Annotated in this window: 16 protein-coding genes; 2 read left to right on the top strand and 14 right to left on the bottom strand. The window is 68.5% G+C overall.

The features are described from left to right. Positions 1–209: 209 nt before the first annotated feature. From HDA40_RS13350 to HDA40_RS13385, 8 genes are all read right to left on the bottom strand, one after another. Positions 210–2,807 carry a peptidoglycan-binding protein gene (locus HDA40_RS13350; RefSeq protein ID WP_253755503.1) on the bottom strand — a complete coding sequence of 866 codons (2,598 nt, stop codon included), beginning with the start codon at positions 2,805–2,807 and terminating at the stop codon, positions 210–212. A 65-nt stretch (positions 2,808–2,872) separates the two neighbouring features. Beyond that, complete coding sequence (locus HDA40_RS13355) at positions 2,873–3,370, bottom strand: hypothetical protein (protein ID WP_253755505.1); 498 nt, start codon at positions 3,368–3,370, stop codon at positions 2,873–2,875. Between the two features lie 94 nt (positions 3,371–3,464). Beyond that, entirely contained in the window at positions 3,465–4,154 is a 690-nt protein-coding gene (locus tag HDA40_RS13360; protein ID WP_253755507.1) for a response regulator transcription factor, read from the bottom strand. Between the two features lie 323 nt (positions 4,155–4,477). After that, positions 4,478–4,915 carry a peptidoglycan-binding domain-containing protein gene (locus tag HDA40_RS13365; protein ID WP_253755509.1) on the bottom strand — a complete coding sequence of 146 codons (438 nt, stop codon included), beginning with the start codon at positions 4,913–4,915 and terminating at the stop codon, positions 4,478–4,480. Positions 4,916–5,381: 466 nt separating this feature from the next. Next, positions 5,382–6,755, bottom strand: a complete 1,374-nt coding sequence (locus HDA40_RS13370; RefSeq protein WP_253755511.1) for an ABC transporter substrate-binding protein — start codon at positions 6,753–6,755, stop codon at positions 5,382–5,384. 30 nt (positions 6,756–6,785) lie between these two features. Then, positions 6,786–7,643, bottom strand: a complete 858-nt coding sequence (locus HDA40_RS13375) for a carbohydrate ABC transporter permease (RefSeq protein WP_253755512.1) — start codon at positions 7,641–7,643, stop codon at positions 6,786–6,788. Continuing rightward, positions 7,640–8,602: a carbohydrate ABC transporter permease gene (locus HDA40_RS13380; protein WP_253755514.1), complete on the bottom strand. Its 963-nt coding sequence runs from the start codon at positions 8,600–8,602 to the stop codon at positions 7,640–7,642. Before HDA40_RS13380 ends, HDA40_RS13375 begins: the two co-directional genes overlap by 4 nt. A 157-nt stretch (positions 8,603–8,759) precedes the next feature. Beyond that, entirely contained in the window at positions 8,760–9,587 is an 828-nt protein-coding gene (locus HDA40_RS13385; protein ID WP_253755516.1) for a helix-turn-helix transcriptional regulator, read from the bottom strand. Positions 9,588–9,691: 104 nt separating this feature from the next. Here HDA40_RS13385 and HDA40_RS13390 point away from each other — a divergent pair, with 104 nt between their 5' ends. Both HDA40_RS13390 and HDA40_RS13395 read left to right on the top strand, forming a co-directional pair. Then, positions 9,692–10,435 carry an SDR family oxidoreductase gene (locus tag HDA40_RS13390; RefSeq protein WP_253755518.1) on the top strand — a complete coding sequence of 248 codons (744 nt, stop codon included), beginning with the start codon at positions 9,692–9,694 and terminating at the stop codon, positions 10,433–10,435. 73 nt (positions 10,436–10,508) lie between these two features. Further along, positions 10,509–11,057 carry a GrpB family protein gene (locus HDA40_RS13395; protein ID WP_253755520.1) on the top strand — a complete coding sequence of 183 codons (549 nt, stop codon included), beginning with the start codon at positions 10,509–10,511 and terminating at the stop codon, positions 11,055–11,057. Between the two features lie 117 nt (positions 11,058–11,174). On the opposite strand, the gene HDA40_RS13400 is transcribed toward HDA40_RS13395, so the two are convergent. The 6 genes from HDA40_RS13400 to HDA40_RS13425 all read right to left on the bottom strand — a co-directional run bounded on the left by HDA40_RS13400 (position 11,175) and on the right by HDA40_RS13425 (position 17,381). After that, complete coding sequence (locus HDA40_RS13400; RefSeq protein ID WP_253755522.1) at positions 11,175–11,834, bottom strand: Type 1 glutamine amidotransferase-like domain-containing protein; 660 nt, start codon at positions 11,832–11,834, stop codon at positions 11,175–11,177. Between the two features lie 42 nt (positions 11,835–11,876). Beyond that, positions 11,877–12,020: an ATP-binding cassette domain-containing protein gene (locus tag HDA40_RS41480; RefSeq protein WP_308197703.1), complete on the bottom strand. Its 144-nt coding sequence runs from the start codon at positions 12,018–12,020 to the stop codon at positions 11,877–11,879. An 86-nt stretch (positions 12,021–12,106) separates the two neighbouring features. Next, positions 12,107–12,268 (bottom strand): hypothetical protein, encoded by a 162-nt coding sequence (locus HDA40_RS13410; RefSeq protein WP_253755524.1) that lies wholly within the window; start codon positions 12,266–12,268, stop codon positions 12,107–12,109. Between the two features lie 191 nt (positions 12,269–12,459). Continuing rightward, positions 12,460–14,145: a DEAD/DEAH box helicase gene (locus tag HDA40_RS13415; protein WP_253755525.1), complete on the bottom strand. Its 1,686-nt coding sequence runs from the start codon at positions 14,143–14,145 to the stop codon at positions 12,460–12,462. A gap of 183 nt (positions 14,146–14,328) precedes the next feature. Beyond that, the gene (locus HDA40_RS13420; RefSeq protein ID WP_253755527.1) at positions 14,329–16,692 is read right to left on the bottom strand and encodes an FtsX-like permease family protein; all 2,364 of its coding nucleotides are present in this window, start codon (positions 16,690–16,692) and stop codon (positions 14,329–14,331) included. After that, complete coding sequence (locus tag HDA40_RS13425) at positions 16,689–17,381, bottom strand: ABC transporter ATP-binding protein (RefSeq protein WP_253755529.1); 693 nt, start codon at positions 17,379–17,381, stop codon at positions 16,689–16,691. The genes HDA40_RS13420 and HDA40_RS13425 overlap by 4 nt, the downstream gene beginning before the upstream one ends. Between the last annotated feature and the right edge of the window lie 90 nt (positions 17,382–17,471).

Raw genomic sequence — 17,471 nt, forward strand, 5'->3', positions numbered from 1 at the left:
CGGCTGAATGCCGGTCACCCTCAGCCGATCGGCCACCCTCAGCCGATCGGTCACGATCGCCCGGGCCAGGCGATTTTCGCGGCATGGCAACGACGAGGGTCCACTTTTGGGGGTACACAACCGGCTGAGGCTGCACCTGTGTACGACGACGCCCGGCCGACGGATGCGTGCCGTCGGCCGGGCGGCCCAGTATCAGTCAGTCGAAGGCGTCAGACCAGGTTCGACAAGGCTCGATAGGTGTTGGGCCCCGGGACGCCGTCGAGGGGGCCGGTGTAGCCGCCGATCTGAGCCAGCCGTTGCAATGCCACATAGGTGCCCGCACCGGGCACGCCGTCGATGAGACCCGAGTAGCCGGATCCCCGCAGGCAGGACTGGATACCGCGCCAGCTGAAGGACCCCAGCACACCATCGATCGGCCCGCTGTAGCCGCCGAGCTTGGCCATGCGCTGCATCGCGGCGTACGTGTTGGTGCCGGGCACGCCGTCGATCGGACCGGTATAGCCGAAGCGTCGCATCACGGTCTGCACGCCCTTCCAGCTGTTGACGCCCATGACACCGTCGATCGGCCCGGTGTAGCCGCCGGCGGCGGCCAGGGTCTGCAGTCCCTTGTAGGTGTTGGTCCCAGGGGCGCCGTCCAGCGGCCCGCTGTAGCCGTATCCGCGGAGCACGGGCTGGACGCCCCTCCAGGTGGTGCCGCCGGGAACCCCGTCGATCGGCCCGGTGTACCCACCGGCCACGCCGATCTTCTGCAGAATGATGCCGTCCGCGGTCGAGATCGGCCCAGGCCCGCCGCTGGTCACGGTCAAGTAGGAGCGCAACGCCGCGAAGGTGTTCGGCCCGGGTACGCCGTCGACCGGCCCCGTGTAGCCATAGTCGGCCGCCAGCCGCTGCAGACCGCTGTAGGTGTTGGGCCCGGGTACGCCGTCGACCAGGCCCGTGTAGTAGCCGCCAGCGGACAGGACCGCCTGGACACCCTTCCAGCTGTTGACGCCCATGACGCCGTCGACTGGCCCGGTGTACCCGCCTCGCTGGGCGATCCGCTGCAGAGTCTGGGCATCGGCGGTGGCGATGGTGACGTTCCCGTCGACCTGGGCCAGATAACCGCGCAGTCCGGCGTACGAGTTGGGGCCGAGGACGCCATCGACGGGCCCGGTGTAGCCGCCGCGTTGAGCCAGCAGCTGGAGTCCCTTGTACGTGTTCGTCCCCGGTACGCCGTCGACCGGGCCGCTGTAGAGACCAAGCTGCGTGAGCAGCGTCTGAATGCCTTTCCAGCTGTTGGGACCGAGCACCCCGTCGAGCGGTCCGGTGTACCCGCCGAGCTGCGCGACGCGCTGCAGCGTGACCCCGTCGGACAGGGAGACGTCGGGTGCCGGATCGGGTACCGGGTTCGGCCCCGCCGGTGGCAGCGTCGCCGTGCCGAACGCGTCGGCCTTCGCCAGGTTCATGTCGACGGTGATGCCCTTGACCGAACCAGAGCTGCTGAACTGGTGGATCGCCCAGGTCGGATAGGCGGTCCCGATACGCGGGCTGCCAGCCGCCGCACCGTAGTCGGCGATCCACAGCTTCGCCCCGGTCGCCTGGGTCTGCGTCCAGGTTCGCGAGGTGAGCAGCGAGGAGTAGGTATACAGGAACGGCGTCGCGCCGAGGCGCGCTTTGACGATGTTGATGAAGCTCGCCGTCTGCGCATCCGTCCATACCGGACTCTGATCGACTCCTTCGACGTCGATCATCAGCGGGTCACCGGCGCGGTAGTCGTGCAGGCGGGTGAGGAAGTAGTCGGCGTCGCCGGACGCGGTGCCCCATCCGGTCATCCAGTAGTGGCCGACGAGGAAGCCGGCCGCGCGGGCGGCGTCGACCTGCCGGACGTAGTACGGCGCGGTGTACGGCAGATGCGTACCGTCGTTGGAACCGCCGGACTTGACGACGCAGAAGCGGAATCCGGCGCTGCGGGCGGCCAGGAAGTCGAGGTTGGCCTGGCTGGTGCCGACGTCGATGCCGTAGATCAGGCTGCCCGCGGGCGGGGTGGGCGCGGGGCCGGGGGCGGGCGGCGACGACGGTGGATGCGCGGCCAGCCAGTTCGCCACCCCGCGGATGGTGTTGGGTCCGAGGATCCCGTCGACCGGCCCGGTGTAGCCGCCGTCGCGGGCGAGGCTCTGGATCGCCTTGTAGGTGTTGGTGCCGGGTACTCCGTCGATGGGACCGGTGTAGCCGTATCCCCGGACGGCGGTCTGCACGCCCTTCCAGCTGTTGACGCCCATGACGCCGTCGACCGGCCCGGTGTAGCCGCCGCGCTGTGCGAGGGTCTGCAAGACCTTTTGGTCGTCGGGCGTCAGGGTGTACGTAGAGCCGCCCGGACCGGGCGTGCCGACGTCCGCCATCCGGGAGCCGACGTTGTCGAGGGTCCAGCCCAGGTACACGAGTCCGGTCAGCGAGTTGTACCGGGCCACGGACTGCGTTCCGATGCAGTAGCCGCCCGGGGCGAAGTCCTCGCCGCCGGACAGATGCGAGGTCGCCATGAGGCAGCGGGTACCGCCGCCGTCGAGGTCCAGGGCGACGTGGCCGGGGTCGCCTGGATCGCCCCACCAGTGGAACGCACCCCTGGGCGCGGCCGAGTAGTCATGGTTGTCCGGTCCGGACGCGAGATATGCCTGGTACGCGGTGGGTGCCGAGCCGGCCAGGGCACAGGCCCGGAACATCAATGCCTGGCACATGCCGGACCAGTTGTAGCCGTTGTAGAAGCCGCCGCCACCGGCATCCGTGACGTGCTGACGGGCCCACGATTCGGCCCCGGCGACCGTTCTGGTCAACGCAAACTCCTTTGTTCGCAGCGCGGCGACGCGACTTGACGGCTCGCCGCGGACGTTGTCATGGGTCAGGCCACCGAGATGCGGGCGACGGCGAGGATGGCCTCGGAACCGACCAGTTGGGCGCGCAGAACCGGGTCGGCGCCGGTGTTCTGGGTCGGCACGGGTCCGACCCGGAGCCGGTCGTCCAGGCGTACGCTTCCGTTGGCGTCCAGATCGAGATCGACGTATCCGTGTCGGAGTGGGCGCTTCAGCCCTTCCGACGTCTCGAACCACACACTGCCGCTCACGGCGTCAGCGGCGCTGATCGAGAACCGGACCCGGCGCCCGGCCATCGGGCGACCGTCGACCGTCAGGCTGAATGCCACTCCGGCGGCCTCGACGCCAGTGGCGTCCGCCGGGTGCCACGAGTAAGCACGGGCTGAGAACGTTCCTTGTCGTCCGGGCGCGGCCGCCGAGGCGGCGGCGCCGTGGACGCCCAGAAGGAGTCCGGGCACGAGTACGCCTGCGCTGTAGAGCACGGAACGCCGGGACACACCCCGCGACCCGTCAGACGGTTCAGGCATCCTGCCTCCAATCGATAGGTTGAGATGGGTAGCTGATGAGGAGCTGAGTAGCAGGACCGCGGTCGGCGGGCATCACGAATGGCCCCGGATCTCGCTACCCCGGTGCCGTGCTCCACCAGTTGGTCGGCGTGTCCCCGTCCGGCCAGAACTCGAGCAGGTCGCCGGGCGCCAGCCCGAGCGCATGTTCGATCTCGGCAGGCGTCGCGGATGCGAGGTAGTCCGACAACGTCTCGGTGATGTCCTTCCAGTAGCCGCGCAGCGTGCTCTCGCCCGTGAAGAGGCGTCGGGCGAGTTGCCCGTAACTGAATCCCCGGGCACGACCGTGCAGCACCTGACGCTGCCGTTCGGTGAGCACGGTGATCGCCTTGCGCCGAACTAACACCTCGAGAAGTCCGATGACCGAATGAGGGATCACCGTCCCGCCGTCGGCGACCTCGACGAAGTTCTGCTGCGCCGCGGCGGCGGACAGCGACTTCGACACGATCCCGTGAGCGCCCGCCGCGATACAGGCCGCCAAGACGAACCGGCGCTCCTCCTGGCTGTAGGCGCAGACCCGATACCCGCCGGCGGTCAATGCGCGGATCGCGGCGATGCCCTGCCGCACATCGGGCTGCGCCGCGTTGGCCAGATGCAGGTCAAGCACCACCAGATCGACCCGCGGGCTTCGCCGCATGAACTCCTCCACCGTGGGAACGGCTGCCACGACCTGAATCTCCGGCATGAGGATCGCGATCGACTCCCGGATGACGGCGGCGTCATCGACCACGGCCACGGCTGGTCTCACGCCGCCTCCCGGGTGCGCTGAGCGGGCGGCCCGGAAACAGCCGGCCTCCCGTACGCGATCGTCACCGTCGTCCCCTCCCCCTGTGAGGTCCCGCCACGGCGTATGGGCCTGGGCGCGGGTTCTTTCGCGGCGGGCCGGCTCAGCTGCGACGGCCTCTGAGGATGTGGAACCCACGCCCGTCCGCCGAGGTGGTCCAAGCGACGTCGGCCGACGTCTTCCACCGGGAGGTTCAGTACGCGGGCTCGATCGAGGACCGCCGTCGTGCGATGGGCCGCGGAGTGGGAGGGTGCCGAGCCATCGGCCCGGCACCCTCCCATCGGCGATCAGAGCCCGAACCACCCGACACGGATGGCCATGTCGAAGCCGCGCCAGGTGTTGGGGCCGGGGACGCCGTCGATCGGGCCGGTATAGCCGCCGTTCCGGGCGATGAGCTGGATGCCCTTGTAGGTGTTCGTACCGGGGATGCCGTCGGCCGGACCACTGTAGACGCCATTGCGAGTCAGGTATCGCTGGACGCCCATCCAGGTGTTGACGCCGGGGTATCCGTCAGCGGGCCCGGTGTAGCCGAAGGCCGCCGCCGGTCCAGCCTGGACACGGCACCACATCGGCCTGTCACTGGAGCTACCGCTGTACGTCAGGACGTACATGTTGTCCCTGCAGAACTGGGTGATGCTGGAGTTGCCCGCGTACGCCGGCTGAGCGAGCGTCAAGCCGGCGAGCGAGATCGCGATGGCCATCGCGGAGGTGCGCTTCCAGTTCATGGTGTTCCTCTCCGAGAACGTTCACGTGAGCCAGATGTTGCGCTCCAATCAACGCAAAAGGGACCTTGCATCGGTCACCGGGGTACCGGCGGGGCGCCCAACCTCTGGCTTTCGCGCGTTGTGCGATCTGGACCAAAAGCACTTACCGTGATCGATCTGGAGCGGACTCTAGTTGTCCTGCGCGGCCGTCCGCACCCAACGAATCCGCGAAAACCGCACAGCCATCCGCGCCGGCAGCCCGTTCGGGGGCGCACGTGCGAGCATGAGCGGAACAACGATGCTGATGACCCGTCACCCGCGCTCGTCCCAGACTTCAGGCGACGAGGAACTGCGCGGTATCGGAGGATCCGGCCCGGGCTGATCAGCACCGCCTCATGGACGGATATGGCCGGATATGGCCGGATTTTCAGCTCGGCCGGCTGTGCGTCGGCGGCCGGTCCGGTGGACCGGCCGCCGACGCCGGGGCTCACTTCAGGTGCGGCTGAACCTGCGAGGTGTAGATGCCCTCAAGCTTGGACTTGAGCTTGGTCATCTCGCCTTGAACCTCGGCGTTCTTCGTGAGGATGGCGGCGCAGGCATTCGCCATCTCCTGATCGGCTCCCGGCAGGAACACCCGGGCCCAGTCCTGATTGCGCGTGGCGGCCAGCTGGTCGATCGCCACCTTCGACTGCGGCGCCTTGGCGATCAGCGACGACGGATCGGCCGACTTGCGTACCGGCATGTAGCCGGTCGCCTGCGCGAACTTCAGGGTGTTCTCCGGCGACGTGAGGAACTTGATGAACGTCGCGGCGGCGAGCTGGTTCTCCGGCTTGATCTTCTTCGGGATGCCCACCCCGGCGCCGCCGGTCGGGCACACCGGTGAGGTCGCCGCCGGGCCGCCGGGCAGGAATCCGGCTCCGACGTCGAACTTGGCCACCTTGAGGATGCCGACCAGGCTGCCGGTCGAGCCGACCGTCGCGCTGACCGCGCCTGCCGACAGGTCGTTGGTCGAGTCCTTGCCCGCCACGCCCGACCACTTGTTCTTGTAGACGGCGTCGGCGAGGAACTGCAACGCGGCGACCGATTCGGGCTTGTCACACGTGATGTCGAAGGCGCCCTTGGCCGACCAGCTGCCGCCCCAGCCCCAGAGGTTGTTCTGGAAGCTCCATCCCGCGTACCCGGCGAGCGCGGGCAGCTGGAACGCGTTCTGGATGCCCGCGTTGGCGGCCTTCAGCTTGGGAGCCCATTCGGCGAACTCGGTCCAGGTCGTCGGCGCCCGGTCAGGCAGTCCGGCGGCCGCCCAGTGGGCCTTGTTCCAGTAGAACAGCGGCGTGGACCGCGCCCACGGCATCGCCCACGTCGCGCCGTCGTACTTGTAGTCGGAGACCAGTTGCTCCCGGTAGTCACTGGTGTCCCAGTTGAGGGCGGTGAACGCCGAGTCCAGCGGAATGATCGAGTCCTGCAGGTAGTAGCGGAACCACCACACGTCCGAGAGCACGACCAGGTCGGGCAGCTTACCGCCGGCCTGGGCGGCCTGGAACTTCTGGGCGATGTCCTCGTAGTTCGAGCCGGCGGTCACCAGCTGTACGCGGATGTCGGACTGGCTCTGGTGGAAGGCGTCGATGATCTGCTGGGTGACTTCTTGGGAGGAACCGGGGTTCGACGACCAGAAGGTGATCTCACGGGCGGGTTTGACGCCGGTGAAGTCGATCTGCTGATGCTTGTCAGAGGTTGTGCCGGACGAGGTCGACGGGCCGCTACAGGCGGACAACGCCGTCGCGGACAGCCCTGCGGCGGCCAGGCCGAGGAACCCTCTTCTGCTCAGTTCACCTGATTGCCTGGCGGGACCCGACGGGAACACGGTGCACCTCCTGATCGATGGGGACGGAAGTCACCCCTTGACGCTGCCTTGGGTCAAGCCGGTGACGATGTGGCGCTGCAAGGCGGCGAACACCACGAGGACGGGAAGCAGGACCATGACCGTGCCGGCCATCACGATGCCGTAGGAGGCCGCCGAGTTCTCACTGTTCTGCAACAGGGTCAGCCCCACCGGCAGGGTCATCATCTGCGGATCCGAGACGATGACCAGCGGCCAGAGGTAGTCGTTCCACTCGAACACGATGTTGACCAGGGCGACCGTGGCGATGCTCGGCGCCGCCATGGGCACCACCATGTGCCACAACCGTCGCCAGTGCCCGGCCCCGTCGACCTGCGCGGCGTCGATCACCTCCGCGGGCAGCGTGAGGAAGCTCTGCCGCAGCAGGAAGGTGCCGAATCCGGTCGCCAGCCCGGGCAGGATGATGCCCCAGTAGGTGTCCTGCCCGCCCATGCCGCTGACGAACACGAAGTTCGGAACGACGCTGACCTGCGGCGGCACCATGAGCGTCGCGAGCACCGCCCAGAACACGTACTTGCGGCCCGGGAAGCGCACGAACACCAGGGCGTACGCGGTGAAGACGGCCAGGAGCACCTTGATCCCGGCGCCGACCACGGTCACGATCGTCGAGTTCAGGAACAGCCGCGGGAAGGGCACGATCCGCGCCGCCTCGCTGTAGTTCGCCGGATGCCACGGATCGGGCAGGACGATGAGTTTCTGCGTGATGACGTCGGCGGGCGACTTGAACGACGACAGGATCAGGTACGCCAGCGGCAGGACCACGATCAGGATGGCAAGCATGATCGGCAGGTAGTCGGCCACCAGGGCTGCGACGAGGTTGCGGCGCGACAGCGGCCGGGAGTCAGCGGTCACCGGTAATGCACCCGCCGCTCGAGGAAGACCAGTTGGAACAGGGTCAGGATCACGAGTAAGCCGAAAAGTACCGTCGAGAGCATCGCCGAATAACCTGCCTGGTTGTAGCCACCGAACGCCCGTAGATAGGCGTCGTAGATCAGCGTCGTCGTGCCGCGGCCCAGCGGTGTCATCACCCGGATCAGATCGAATGCCTGCAGCGAATTGAGGGTGCTGGTCACCAACAGGAAGAAGGTGGTCGGCGACAGCAGCGGGAGCACGACGGAGAAGAACTTGCGCCGGGCGCTCGCGCCGTCGATCGCGGCGGCCTCAAGGACGTCGGACGAGATCGACTGCAGACCGGCCAGATAGATCACCGCGGCGTAGCCGAGGTTCTTCCAGACGTAGACGAGGACCACCATCACCAGGCTCAGCGTCTCGTTGTTGAACCACTGCGGACTGGCGATACCGAAACTGCGCAGGATCGCACCGAGCGCGCCGACCGTGGGGTCGAAGATGTACTGCCACGCCAGGCCGACGCCGACTCCGGACAGCACGAACGGCGAGAACACCGTGGCGCGGGCCAGCCCGGCACCGCGGACCCTGCGGTTGAGCGCGAGCGCGACCATCAGGCCCAGCGCCATCGACAGGAAGACGGTGGCGAGGGTGAACACCGCCGTCGTGAGGAAGACCTGTCCCGCTTCCGCGGACTGGAAGAAGTCGAGGTAGTTGGACAGGCCCACCGGCCTGGCCGTCGGCGCGCCCAGGGTCCAGTCCAACGTCGAGTAATACATGTTGAGCAGGAGCGGGCGGTACGTGAACACGGCGATCAGCGCCAGGTTGGGCAAGGCGAATGCCAGGAAGATCGCCGCCTCGCGGCTAGCCCGGCGCCGGCGTCCTCGCCTGGCACGGAAGCTCGGCTCCGAGGCGGAAGTCTCCAGCAGCGGCGGATCCGTGCTCGGTTTGATCTCCGCAACCATGATCGGCAGCTAACCGACGCCAGGTGTACGAACGGTAACCAAAAGGTGAATATATAACATCGATGATCAGTAGTTCTGAGGTTCGATAATCTCCCTGTTGTCGATCGAAATGATCGGATAGCCCGAGTCGACAGCCGCCATGCTGATCGGTCGCGGATCAGACCGTCGAGCCGGCCGTCAGCGAGGCCAGGACCCGCAGCTTCGCCGCGCTCTCCGAGCCCTGGTCAGGGTAGTAGATCACCAAGATCACCTCGTCGGCGGGCAGCTTGTCCCGATTCAGCCGCAGGCTGCCGACGACCGGATGGTTCACGGTGATCGAGCCGCCCTCCAGTTCGCTGACGTCGTGACGGGCCCAGAGTCTCCGGAAGCGCTCGCTGGCCAGGGAGAGCTCACCGACCAGCTCCACGATGCGGGCATCGTCGGTCTCGTCACCGACGGACTTGCGGAAGGCGGCGACGAACCCAGCGGTGGATGCCTCCCAGTCCTGATGGAACGCCCGCTCCTCGGGGTCTAGCAGCAGCGAACGCAGCCGGTTCTCCCCTGGCCTCAAGCGCGGAGACAGCGCGACGGCCAGCGGGTTCGACGCCAGCACGTCGAATGAACGGCCCTCGACGAAGGCCGGTACGCCGATCGCGGCCAGCAAGTGGTGCAGCCGGGCTGGGACCCGTTCGGTCGGGCGGCGGCGAAGACGGGCTCGTGGCCGGGCTTTGGTGAGGCCGAGCAGGTATTCACGCTCGACGTCGTCCAGCTCGAGCACCCGGGCCAGTGCCTCCAGGACCTGCGGCGACGGGTTTCGATCGCGGCCCCGCTCCAACCGCAGGTAGTAGTCGGGGCTGATTCCGGCCAGCAGCGCCACCTCCTCGCGCCGAAGGCCCTTGACCCGACGATTGAGGCCGGCCGGGATCCCCGCCCGTTCCGGCGTGATCAGCTCTCGCCGAGCCCGCAGGTACGCCCCGAGCCGGTTGGTCGCGTTCTCGCTGCTCACGAAGGCCACGATAGTCCGGAGCCGGTGGCCCGAGGGGGTCCTGCCACACCCCTGGATCAGCGGAGACTGCCCAGCCGTGGCGGTCCGGCTGGAGCATGGCTCGCATGGACATCACCAATCGCACGGTCTTCATCGTCGGCGGCACCTCCGGCATCGGGTTGGGCCTGGCCCGTCGCTTCATCGCCGCCGGCAGCACGGTCATCATCGGCGGACGCCGCAACGCCCCGATCGATGGCCTTACCACCGTTGAGATCGACGTCACAGACCCCGAGTCGGTGCTGCGGGCCCGCGACCGGGTGCTCGCCGATCACCCGGACCTGGACGTCGTGGTCACGATGTCGGGGGTCATGCTCGTCGAGGACCTCCGCGACCCGGCTCATTTCGCCAGTACCGAGACCACCATGGCGACCAACGTGCTCGGCACCATCCGGGTGATCGACGCGTTCACCCCGTACCTCATCGAACGCGGCGCCGGCACGATCATCACGGTCAGCTCGGGTATCGCATTCCTGCCATTCCCGATCGCACCCACCTACGGCGCGTCCAAGGCAGCCGTGCACGCCTACACGGAGGCACTCCGCGCTCAGCTCGCCGGCACCGGCGTCGAGGTCGCCGAGCTGGTGCCGCCGGCCGTAGCCAGCCACCCGGACATCGCGAGCACGAATCCCCACGCCCTCGCTCTCAACGACTATCTCGATGAGGTGACGGACCTGCTCGCTGAGCAGCCCACCCCGAACGAGATCCTGGTCAACGGGGTGCTGATGCACCGCTGGGCCGAGCGCGACGGCACCTACGCCGAACTGGTCGCCCAACGTTCGAAAGCGCTCGCCGGCCTCCCCGGCCGCTGATCGCTCTCGAACTGGGTCCTTGGCAGATCTGGCGCGACGCGACTGCACCAGGCCGGCGCGGTACAGTCGCCGCATGATCGAAGTCGTCGACTATGACCCGATCTGGGCGGAGCGGTTCGCGGCGCTGCGCTCGGAGTACCAGGCGGCGCTGTCCGCCGCGGGCGTGCCTGTCGTCGCGATCGAGCATGTCGGCAGCACCTCGGTGCCAGGCCTGGCCGCGAAGGCCGTCATCGACTGCGACATCGTCGTCTCCGCACCCCACGTCGAGGCGGCGTCGGCGGTCCTGGTTGCTCGTGGTTTCACCCCGCTCGGCGAACTGGGCATCCCCCAGCGCTGGGCGTTCGACGCCCCGGAGCGGTTGGCGCGAACGAACACCTACGTCGTTGTCGAGGGCTCGCTGTCGCTGCGAAACCATCTGGCGGTCCGCGACGCCCTGCGGGCCGATCCGCAGCTTCGCGACGAGTACGGCGACGTCAAGCGGCGGGTGGGCGCCGAAGCGGCGGACGTCTACGAGTACGGCGCGGGCAAGAACGCCATCGTGCAACGCATCTTGGCAGCCGCGGGTCTCAGTGAGGACGATCGCGCGTCCATCGACGCGAACCAGGTTCCCGTCCGACGATGAAGCTCGCCACTACCAGGGAATCGCGCCTTCGGCGTTGAAGAAGCCACCCGTCGGGCCGTAGGCGGCGGCGTTCCCTTCCGTCGGCCAATCGAAGCTGGTCAGGGTGCCGGGCGACGGTCAGCCGAGCTTGGTCCACTGGCCTTCGGAGATCACCTCGACGGAGCCGTCCACGACCTGGATGGCCGTCTGCTCGTCGATGGCGTACGCCGGGACGCCGAGCCCGGCGGCCCACCGCTCCGCGTCGGCCATGGTGTTCGTCGGAAAGGCGTTCAGGTGCGGGAAGATCGAGAAGTCGACGACGCCGAGGGTGCGATCGTCCGGCGCGGACGCCCACTCGACGAAGTACTCGCCGATCCGGGGCGTCATCACCATGCTGCCCGCGCTCACTCCGACCCAGACCGTGTCGGGCAGCGAGGGCAGCAGGTCGGCCAGCCCGGACTCTCGCATCCAGTGGCACAGGTAGGTCGCGTCACCACCGTCGACCAGGAGCACGTCGGCCTCCCTGACCCACGGAACCCATCGTTCCTGGCCGATGGTCGGCAGCGCGGTGAGTTCGAGGACTCCCAGCGACGCCCAGCCCAGGCCGGTGAAGTGCCGGAAATCGGGTTCTGCGGCCACCAGGCCCCGGACCGAAGCCGGACCGCACATCGGGTGGCCCCACTGTGCTGTCGGGACGACGAGGGCGCGGCTTTCGGCGACCGGCTTGCCGAGCAGCTGCTCGAGCGCCAGGTGGATGCTCGGGTTCGTGACGCCGCCGGATGTGAGCAGAAGCTTCAAGACGCCTCCGAACCTGTGGGCGGAAGGGATGGCTCCGCTCGATCACCAGTACGGAGACATCGTAGTTCTCATCGGCCCCGTCCGCGGGTTACTGAAGCGGCGCAAGCACCGGATCGTGGTCGTCTTACCCGCACCGTTGGCACCGGTCAGGCCCATCACATATCCGGTCGGCAGCTCGAAGCTCACGTCCCGCAGCGCGAAGCCGTCGCCTACCGCAATCCACGCCGCGCAGGGCGAACGCCAGACCGTCGGGGCAACTGTCCGAAGTGAAGTCAGACATGTTCGGACTCGGTTCGCATCAGCCCGTCCATGACATCGATGAGTTCCTCGCGGCCGAGGCCGGCGCGCCGGGCCGCGTCCAGGGCCCTCGACAAGCCCTCTTCCACCTGCCGGAGCAGCTGCTCCCGCAGCAGCGCCGAGTCCAACGGGAGCACGTACGCACCCTTACCGGGCGAGGCCACAAAGGAACCTCATGTCGCCTACTCCGCCCGGACACCGGTCACTGCGGCACCCCGATTCCATCAGCGGGAGCCAGGCGATGAGGTCGGCCGACGCAATCCGATGATGGGTTCGCCAGATCGGAGTGATAGATCCCCGCTCGCACCCTCGACTGACGCGGCTGCGGTTACCTGTTCCGCTTCCGGGCGGCGAACGACTCCCGTCGCACCACGAGCTTCTTGCCTTTGACGGTGCTGTTGCGCAGCGCGCTGATCACGTCGTCGGCCGCCCCGGCGGGCACCTCGACCAGCGAGAAGCGGTCCGAGATCTCGATCGCCCCGATGTCGCGCCCGCTGAGTCCCGCCTCGTTGGCGATCGCACCGACGAGGTCCTGAGGACGGATGTTCGCCCGCCGGCCAAGGCCGAAGAACAGCTTGACGGTGCCCGCGGTCGAACGGTTGGCGCTCTTGCCGCCACGTCGTTCGGGTTCCTCGTGCCGCGCCTTGCGGCTGACCGCGTCGGACTGGTCGGGGATCTCCTGCTCGTCGATCTCGTTGCCGCTGGACTCATGGGCGAGTTGCACCGCCGCGAGAGCGATGTCGACGATGTCGAACTCGTCGCCGAGCGACTCGACCACGACGCGGAACCGCTCCAGGCGGTCGCCGGCGATCAGGTTCTCCTGCACGGCGGCGCGGGTCATCTCGAGCCGCCGCGTACGCAGATCGGCGACCGTGGGCAGCTTCTCGATCGTAAAACGCTGCTTGGTGGCCTGCTCGATCGTCTTGAGCATGCGGTGCTCGCGCGGCTCGGCCAGGGTGATCGCCACCCCTTCACGGCCCGCGCGCCCGACGCGACCGATGCGGTGCACGTACGCCTCGGTGGCCGACGGCACGTTGTAGTTGACCACGTGCGTCAGCAGGTCGATGTCGAGGCCGCGCGCGGCGACGTCGGTGGCGATGAGCAGATCGGCGGTGCCGGCCCGCAGCCGGGCCATCACCCGGTCGCGCTGGTCTTGGCTCATCCCGCCGTGCAGCGGCTCAGCGCGGTAACCACGACCGTTGAGCGTCTCGGTGAGCTCGTCCACCTCCTCGCGCGTGCGGCAGAAGACGATCGCCGCCGCCGGCGATTCGGTGTCGAGAATCCGGCCCAACGCGGCCGGCTTATGCGCCCGGGACACCATGTACGCGCTCTGGCGGACCTTCGGCGCCTCGCCACGGGCCGGCTCCTGCCGACCCATCTCGATGCGGACCGGGTCACGCAGGTAGCGCTTGGCCAGAGTGCCGATCCGCGGGGGCATGGTGGCCGAGAAGAGCACGGTCTGCCGCTGCTCGCTGGTCTCGTCGAGGATCGCCTCGATGTCCTCGACGAAACCCATGTCCAGCATCTCGTCGGCCTCGTCCAGCACGACCGTCGTGACCTCGCCGAGGTCCAGCGTGCCGCGGTTGATGTGGTCGATGGCCCGGCCCGGTGTGGCGATGATGACGTCCACGCCGCGCCGCAGCGCCTGGAGCTGCCGCCCGATGGGCTGCCCGCCGTAGATCGGCAGCACCCGAACGCCCAGGTCGCGGCCGTAGCGGTGGAACGCCTGGGAGACCTGAATGGCCAGTTCCCGGGTTGGCACCAGCACCAGTGCCGCCGGGTTGACACCCCGATCACCGTCGGCGAGCCGTTGCAGGATCGGCAGCGCGAAGGCCGCGGTCTTGCCCGTGCCGGTGGCCGCCTGGCCGAGCACGTCGCTGCCCGCCGCGATCGGCGGGATCGACTCGCGCTGGATCGGCGTCGGTTCCTCGTAACCAAGATCCGCCAGCGCCTTGAGCAGTTCCGACCGCAGCGCCAGATCGGTGAAGGACACCGCCTCCTCCGACGGGCTCATCGCCATCAACTCCTGCCCCTGTAGACACAACGCAGCAGGGATTCTCCCAGGTCATCATCGCAGCCATGCCGCCAGGCCACTACCGAATCGCCGAGTACCGGCGATTGCACTCACAACAGTCAATGCACTCCGCGACCGGCAGGGCCGGGTCACGTGGGGTGACCCGGCCCTGTCCGCTGCGGCTTACTCGTTGTGGAGCACCTCCGCGATCCTCAGCCGGGCCGCACGGCGGGCCGGAACCAGCGCGCCCACGAGCGCGATCAGCACCCCGGCCACGACCAGCAAGGCCAGCGTCGGCGCATGCCACATGTTCAGGACCGCCCTCGGAATGGCGACCCGCGCCGCGTCGGCGGTGATCGGCAGGATCACACGGTGCGCGACGATCCCCAGCGGGAGGCCGAGCAGGCCGCCGACCGCCCCGAGCAGCCCCATCGAGGTCAATACCACCGCCACCACCTGACGCGGGGTCATCCCGATCGACTTCAGCATGCCGAGGCTGCGGCGACGCTCGTGGACGTTGAGCACCACCGTGTTGAAGACGCCCAGCGCCGCGACCGTCGACAGCAGCAGCGCCAGCACCGCCGAGAAGCTGATGACCACCACCTCGAGGCCGTTTTGCTGGGAGGTGTCCCACGCGTCGATTCCTGGGTCGGCCGCCCGGACCGCCTCGACGTACGCGGCGACGCTGCCACCACGAACCAGCTGGACCTGGTAATACACCTCCCACGGCCGCACGACACGGTCGGGGGCCAGTTCGGTCAGCACCCGCCAGTCGACCAACGCGGCAGGCGGACCGATGGCACCATCCATCGTCTCGCCCACGATCGTCAGCTCGGTACGCCGCCCGTCCAGCTCCAGCGTGAATCGATCGCCGACCGTCAGCCCGCGCTCGCGCATCAGCTCGGACGACACCACCGTCTCGTCCAGGCGGGTCGCCCAGCGCCCCTTGGTCAACTCGTCCTGGTAGCCCATGGACGCGTAGTCGCCGCGGACGAAATTCACCCGCAACGGCTGTGTCTGCCCTAGGGCGGGCACAGGCATCCCCAGAATGGCCGCCACCCGGGCCGCGTTCGGCAGGCCACGCAGAAGAGCCTCCACCTGCGCGTCGGTCCGGCCGGTGACCTGCGGGGCATCCTGCGGGGACAGCCGGCCCTCGCCGCTGATCCGGATCGAGCCGTCGGAGGGCTGGACGGCGATCTGCCCGGACGACCGGTCCTCGATCGCGGCGACCCGCGTCAGGGTGTCGGCCAGGCCGGTCGCGAACGTCACCGTGGTGACGCCGAGTAGGACGGCCACGACCGTGAAGGCCGTGCGGCCCGGCCGAGCGAACGGCAGCCCGAGCCCGAGGCTGACCGCCCGAGGCAACCGGGTACCGGCGAGGCGGCGCTGCACTCGCAGGCCACGGCCGGTCCGGGGCGCGCTCCCGGCGCTGATCGCCTCCGCGGCCGACAGCCGGTGCGCCCGCAACGCCGGCACCAACGCCGTCACGGCGACCAGGGTCGGCACGCCGAGCAGCGCAACCGCCCATACCCAGCCGGCAGCACCGATGCCGCCGCCGAGGCCGAGCCCCTCGAACCCATCGCTGAGCAGTGGTTGGGCCGCGAACGCTCCAGCGACGGTACCGAGGACACCGCCGGCAACGGCGGGCACTGACACCATGACGAGGTACACAGCGACCACTTGTCGCGGCGTGAACCCGATCGCCTTGAGCACCCCGATGTGCCGGAACCCGGAAACGACGGCGCCGCTGACCACGTTGCCCACGATGACCACTGCGACGACGAGCCCGAGCACGCCGAACGTGGCCAGCAGCGGCACGTAGACGGCGATGTCGGCGGCGATCTTGTCCTTGACGACTTGGTAGGGCTGGGCGGCGATCAACGCGTCCGCCGTCAGTCCGCTCGTGACGGCGGCGACGGCCGCTTCGACCTCGGCCTTCGTCGACACGTCCCCGGTGAACCGGTAGAGCATCTGCACGCCGGTCGGCTTCAGCGCCGTCATCTGCTCCGGCGTGACCCATGCGTCCGCGGTCTGGCTGAGGCTGTACGCGTGGCCGACGACCAGGAACTTCACGCCGCCGAGCGTGATCTCGTCGGGCAGTTCCTGCGGGTCGTCGCCGCTCATCGGGGGCAGGTTGAGCACCACCTCACCAGGGCCGGTCGGCCAGCGCCCCCGCCACAGGTCCAGCCGGTCGACCGGCCCACCCGGGTCACCGCGGCCCACGACCGTGAACAGCCCGTGCGGACCAGGTCCGTCACCCTCGCGGAAGTCAAGCAGCGCCTGCCGGAACGGCCCCGCGGCTGATGCCACACCGGTACGCCGAGAGGTGAGCTCTGCGTCGGTTACCTTGGTCGGGTCGAACACCGCGACCGCATGCGGACCCTGTTGAGCCGTGAACGTCCGGTCGAACGGCGCCGAGGACGCGTCCAGCAGCACGAGAGCGATCACGATCGTCAGGGTCGACATCAGAACGACGAGTCCGATGACGAACGTCTGCAGCCTCCGCCGCTGGATAGCGGCCCGGGCCGCCCGCCACACGGCGCTCATACTCGATCCAGGGTGCGCTCGTTGGCGATCCGGCCGTCGGCCAACTCGATCAACCGGCTCGCGCACCGGGTGGCGAGCCGCTCGTCGTGCGTGACGATCAGCAGCGTCTGACCGATCTGATGGAGATCCAACAGCAGGTCCATCACCTGTTCCCCGGCGCGGCTGTCCAGCGCGCCGGTCGGCTCGTCCGCCAGCAACAGGGCCGGACGATTCATCAACGCCCGCGCCACGGCCACCCGCTGCCGCTCGCCACCACTCAACGCCGCCGGGTACACATCGCGCCGGTCGGCGATCCCCAACTCGTCGAACAGCTCCAGCGCCCGCGTACGCGCCGGCCCGGCCGCGGTGCCGGCCAACTGCGCCGCCAGCGCCACATTGTCCAATGCCGACAGATCGTCGAGCAGATTGAAGAACTGGAAGATCATGCCGATCCGGTGCCGGCGGAACAACGCCAGCTTCGTTTCGTTCAGCCGTCCCAGGTCCTCTCCGTGAACCTCCACGGTCCCGGCCGTCGGCCGATCCAGCCCGGCGATCATGTTCAGCAGGGTCGACTTGCCACAGCCGGACGGCCCCATCACCGCGACCGCCTCGCCGGCGTGGATCTCCAGCGACAGACCGTCGAGCGCGATCGTGTCGCCGAACTCCTTGCGTATGCCGTCCACTCGCACCACACAGGTCTCCTTGGTCATGGCAGCACGGTATGGCCGTCCGTACCGGCACCACATCGTCCCGACGATGCAACCAGCCGGCGCCGTCATCCCGGAGATGTACGCGGCTGG

Source organism: Hamadaea flava (genome assembly GCF_024172085.1).
GTDB classification, from domain to species: domain Bacteria; phylum Actinomycetota; class Actinomycetes; order Mycobacteriales; family Micromonosporaceae; genus Hamadaea; species Hamadaea flava.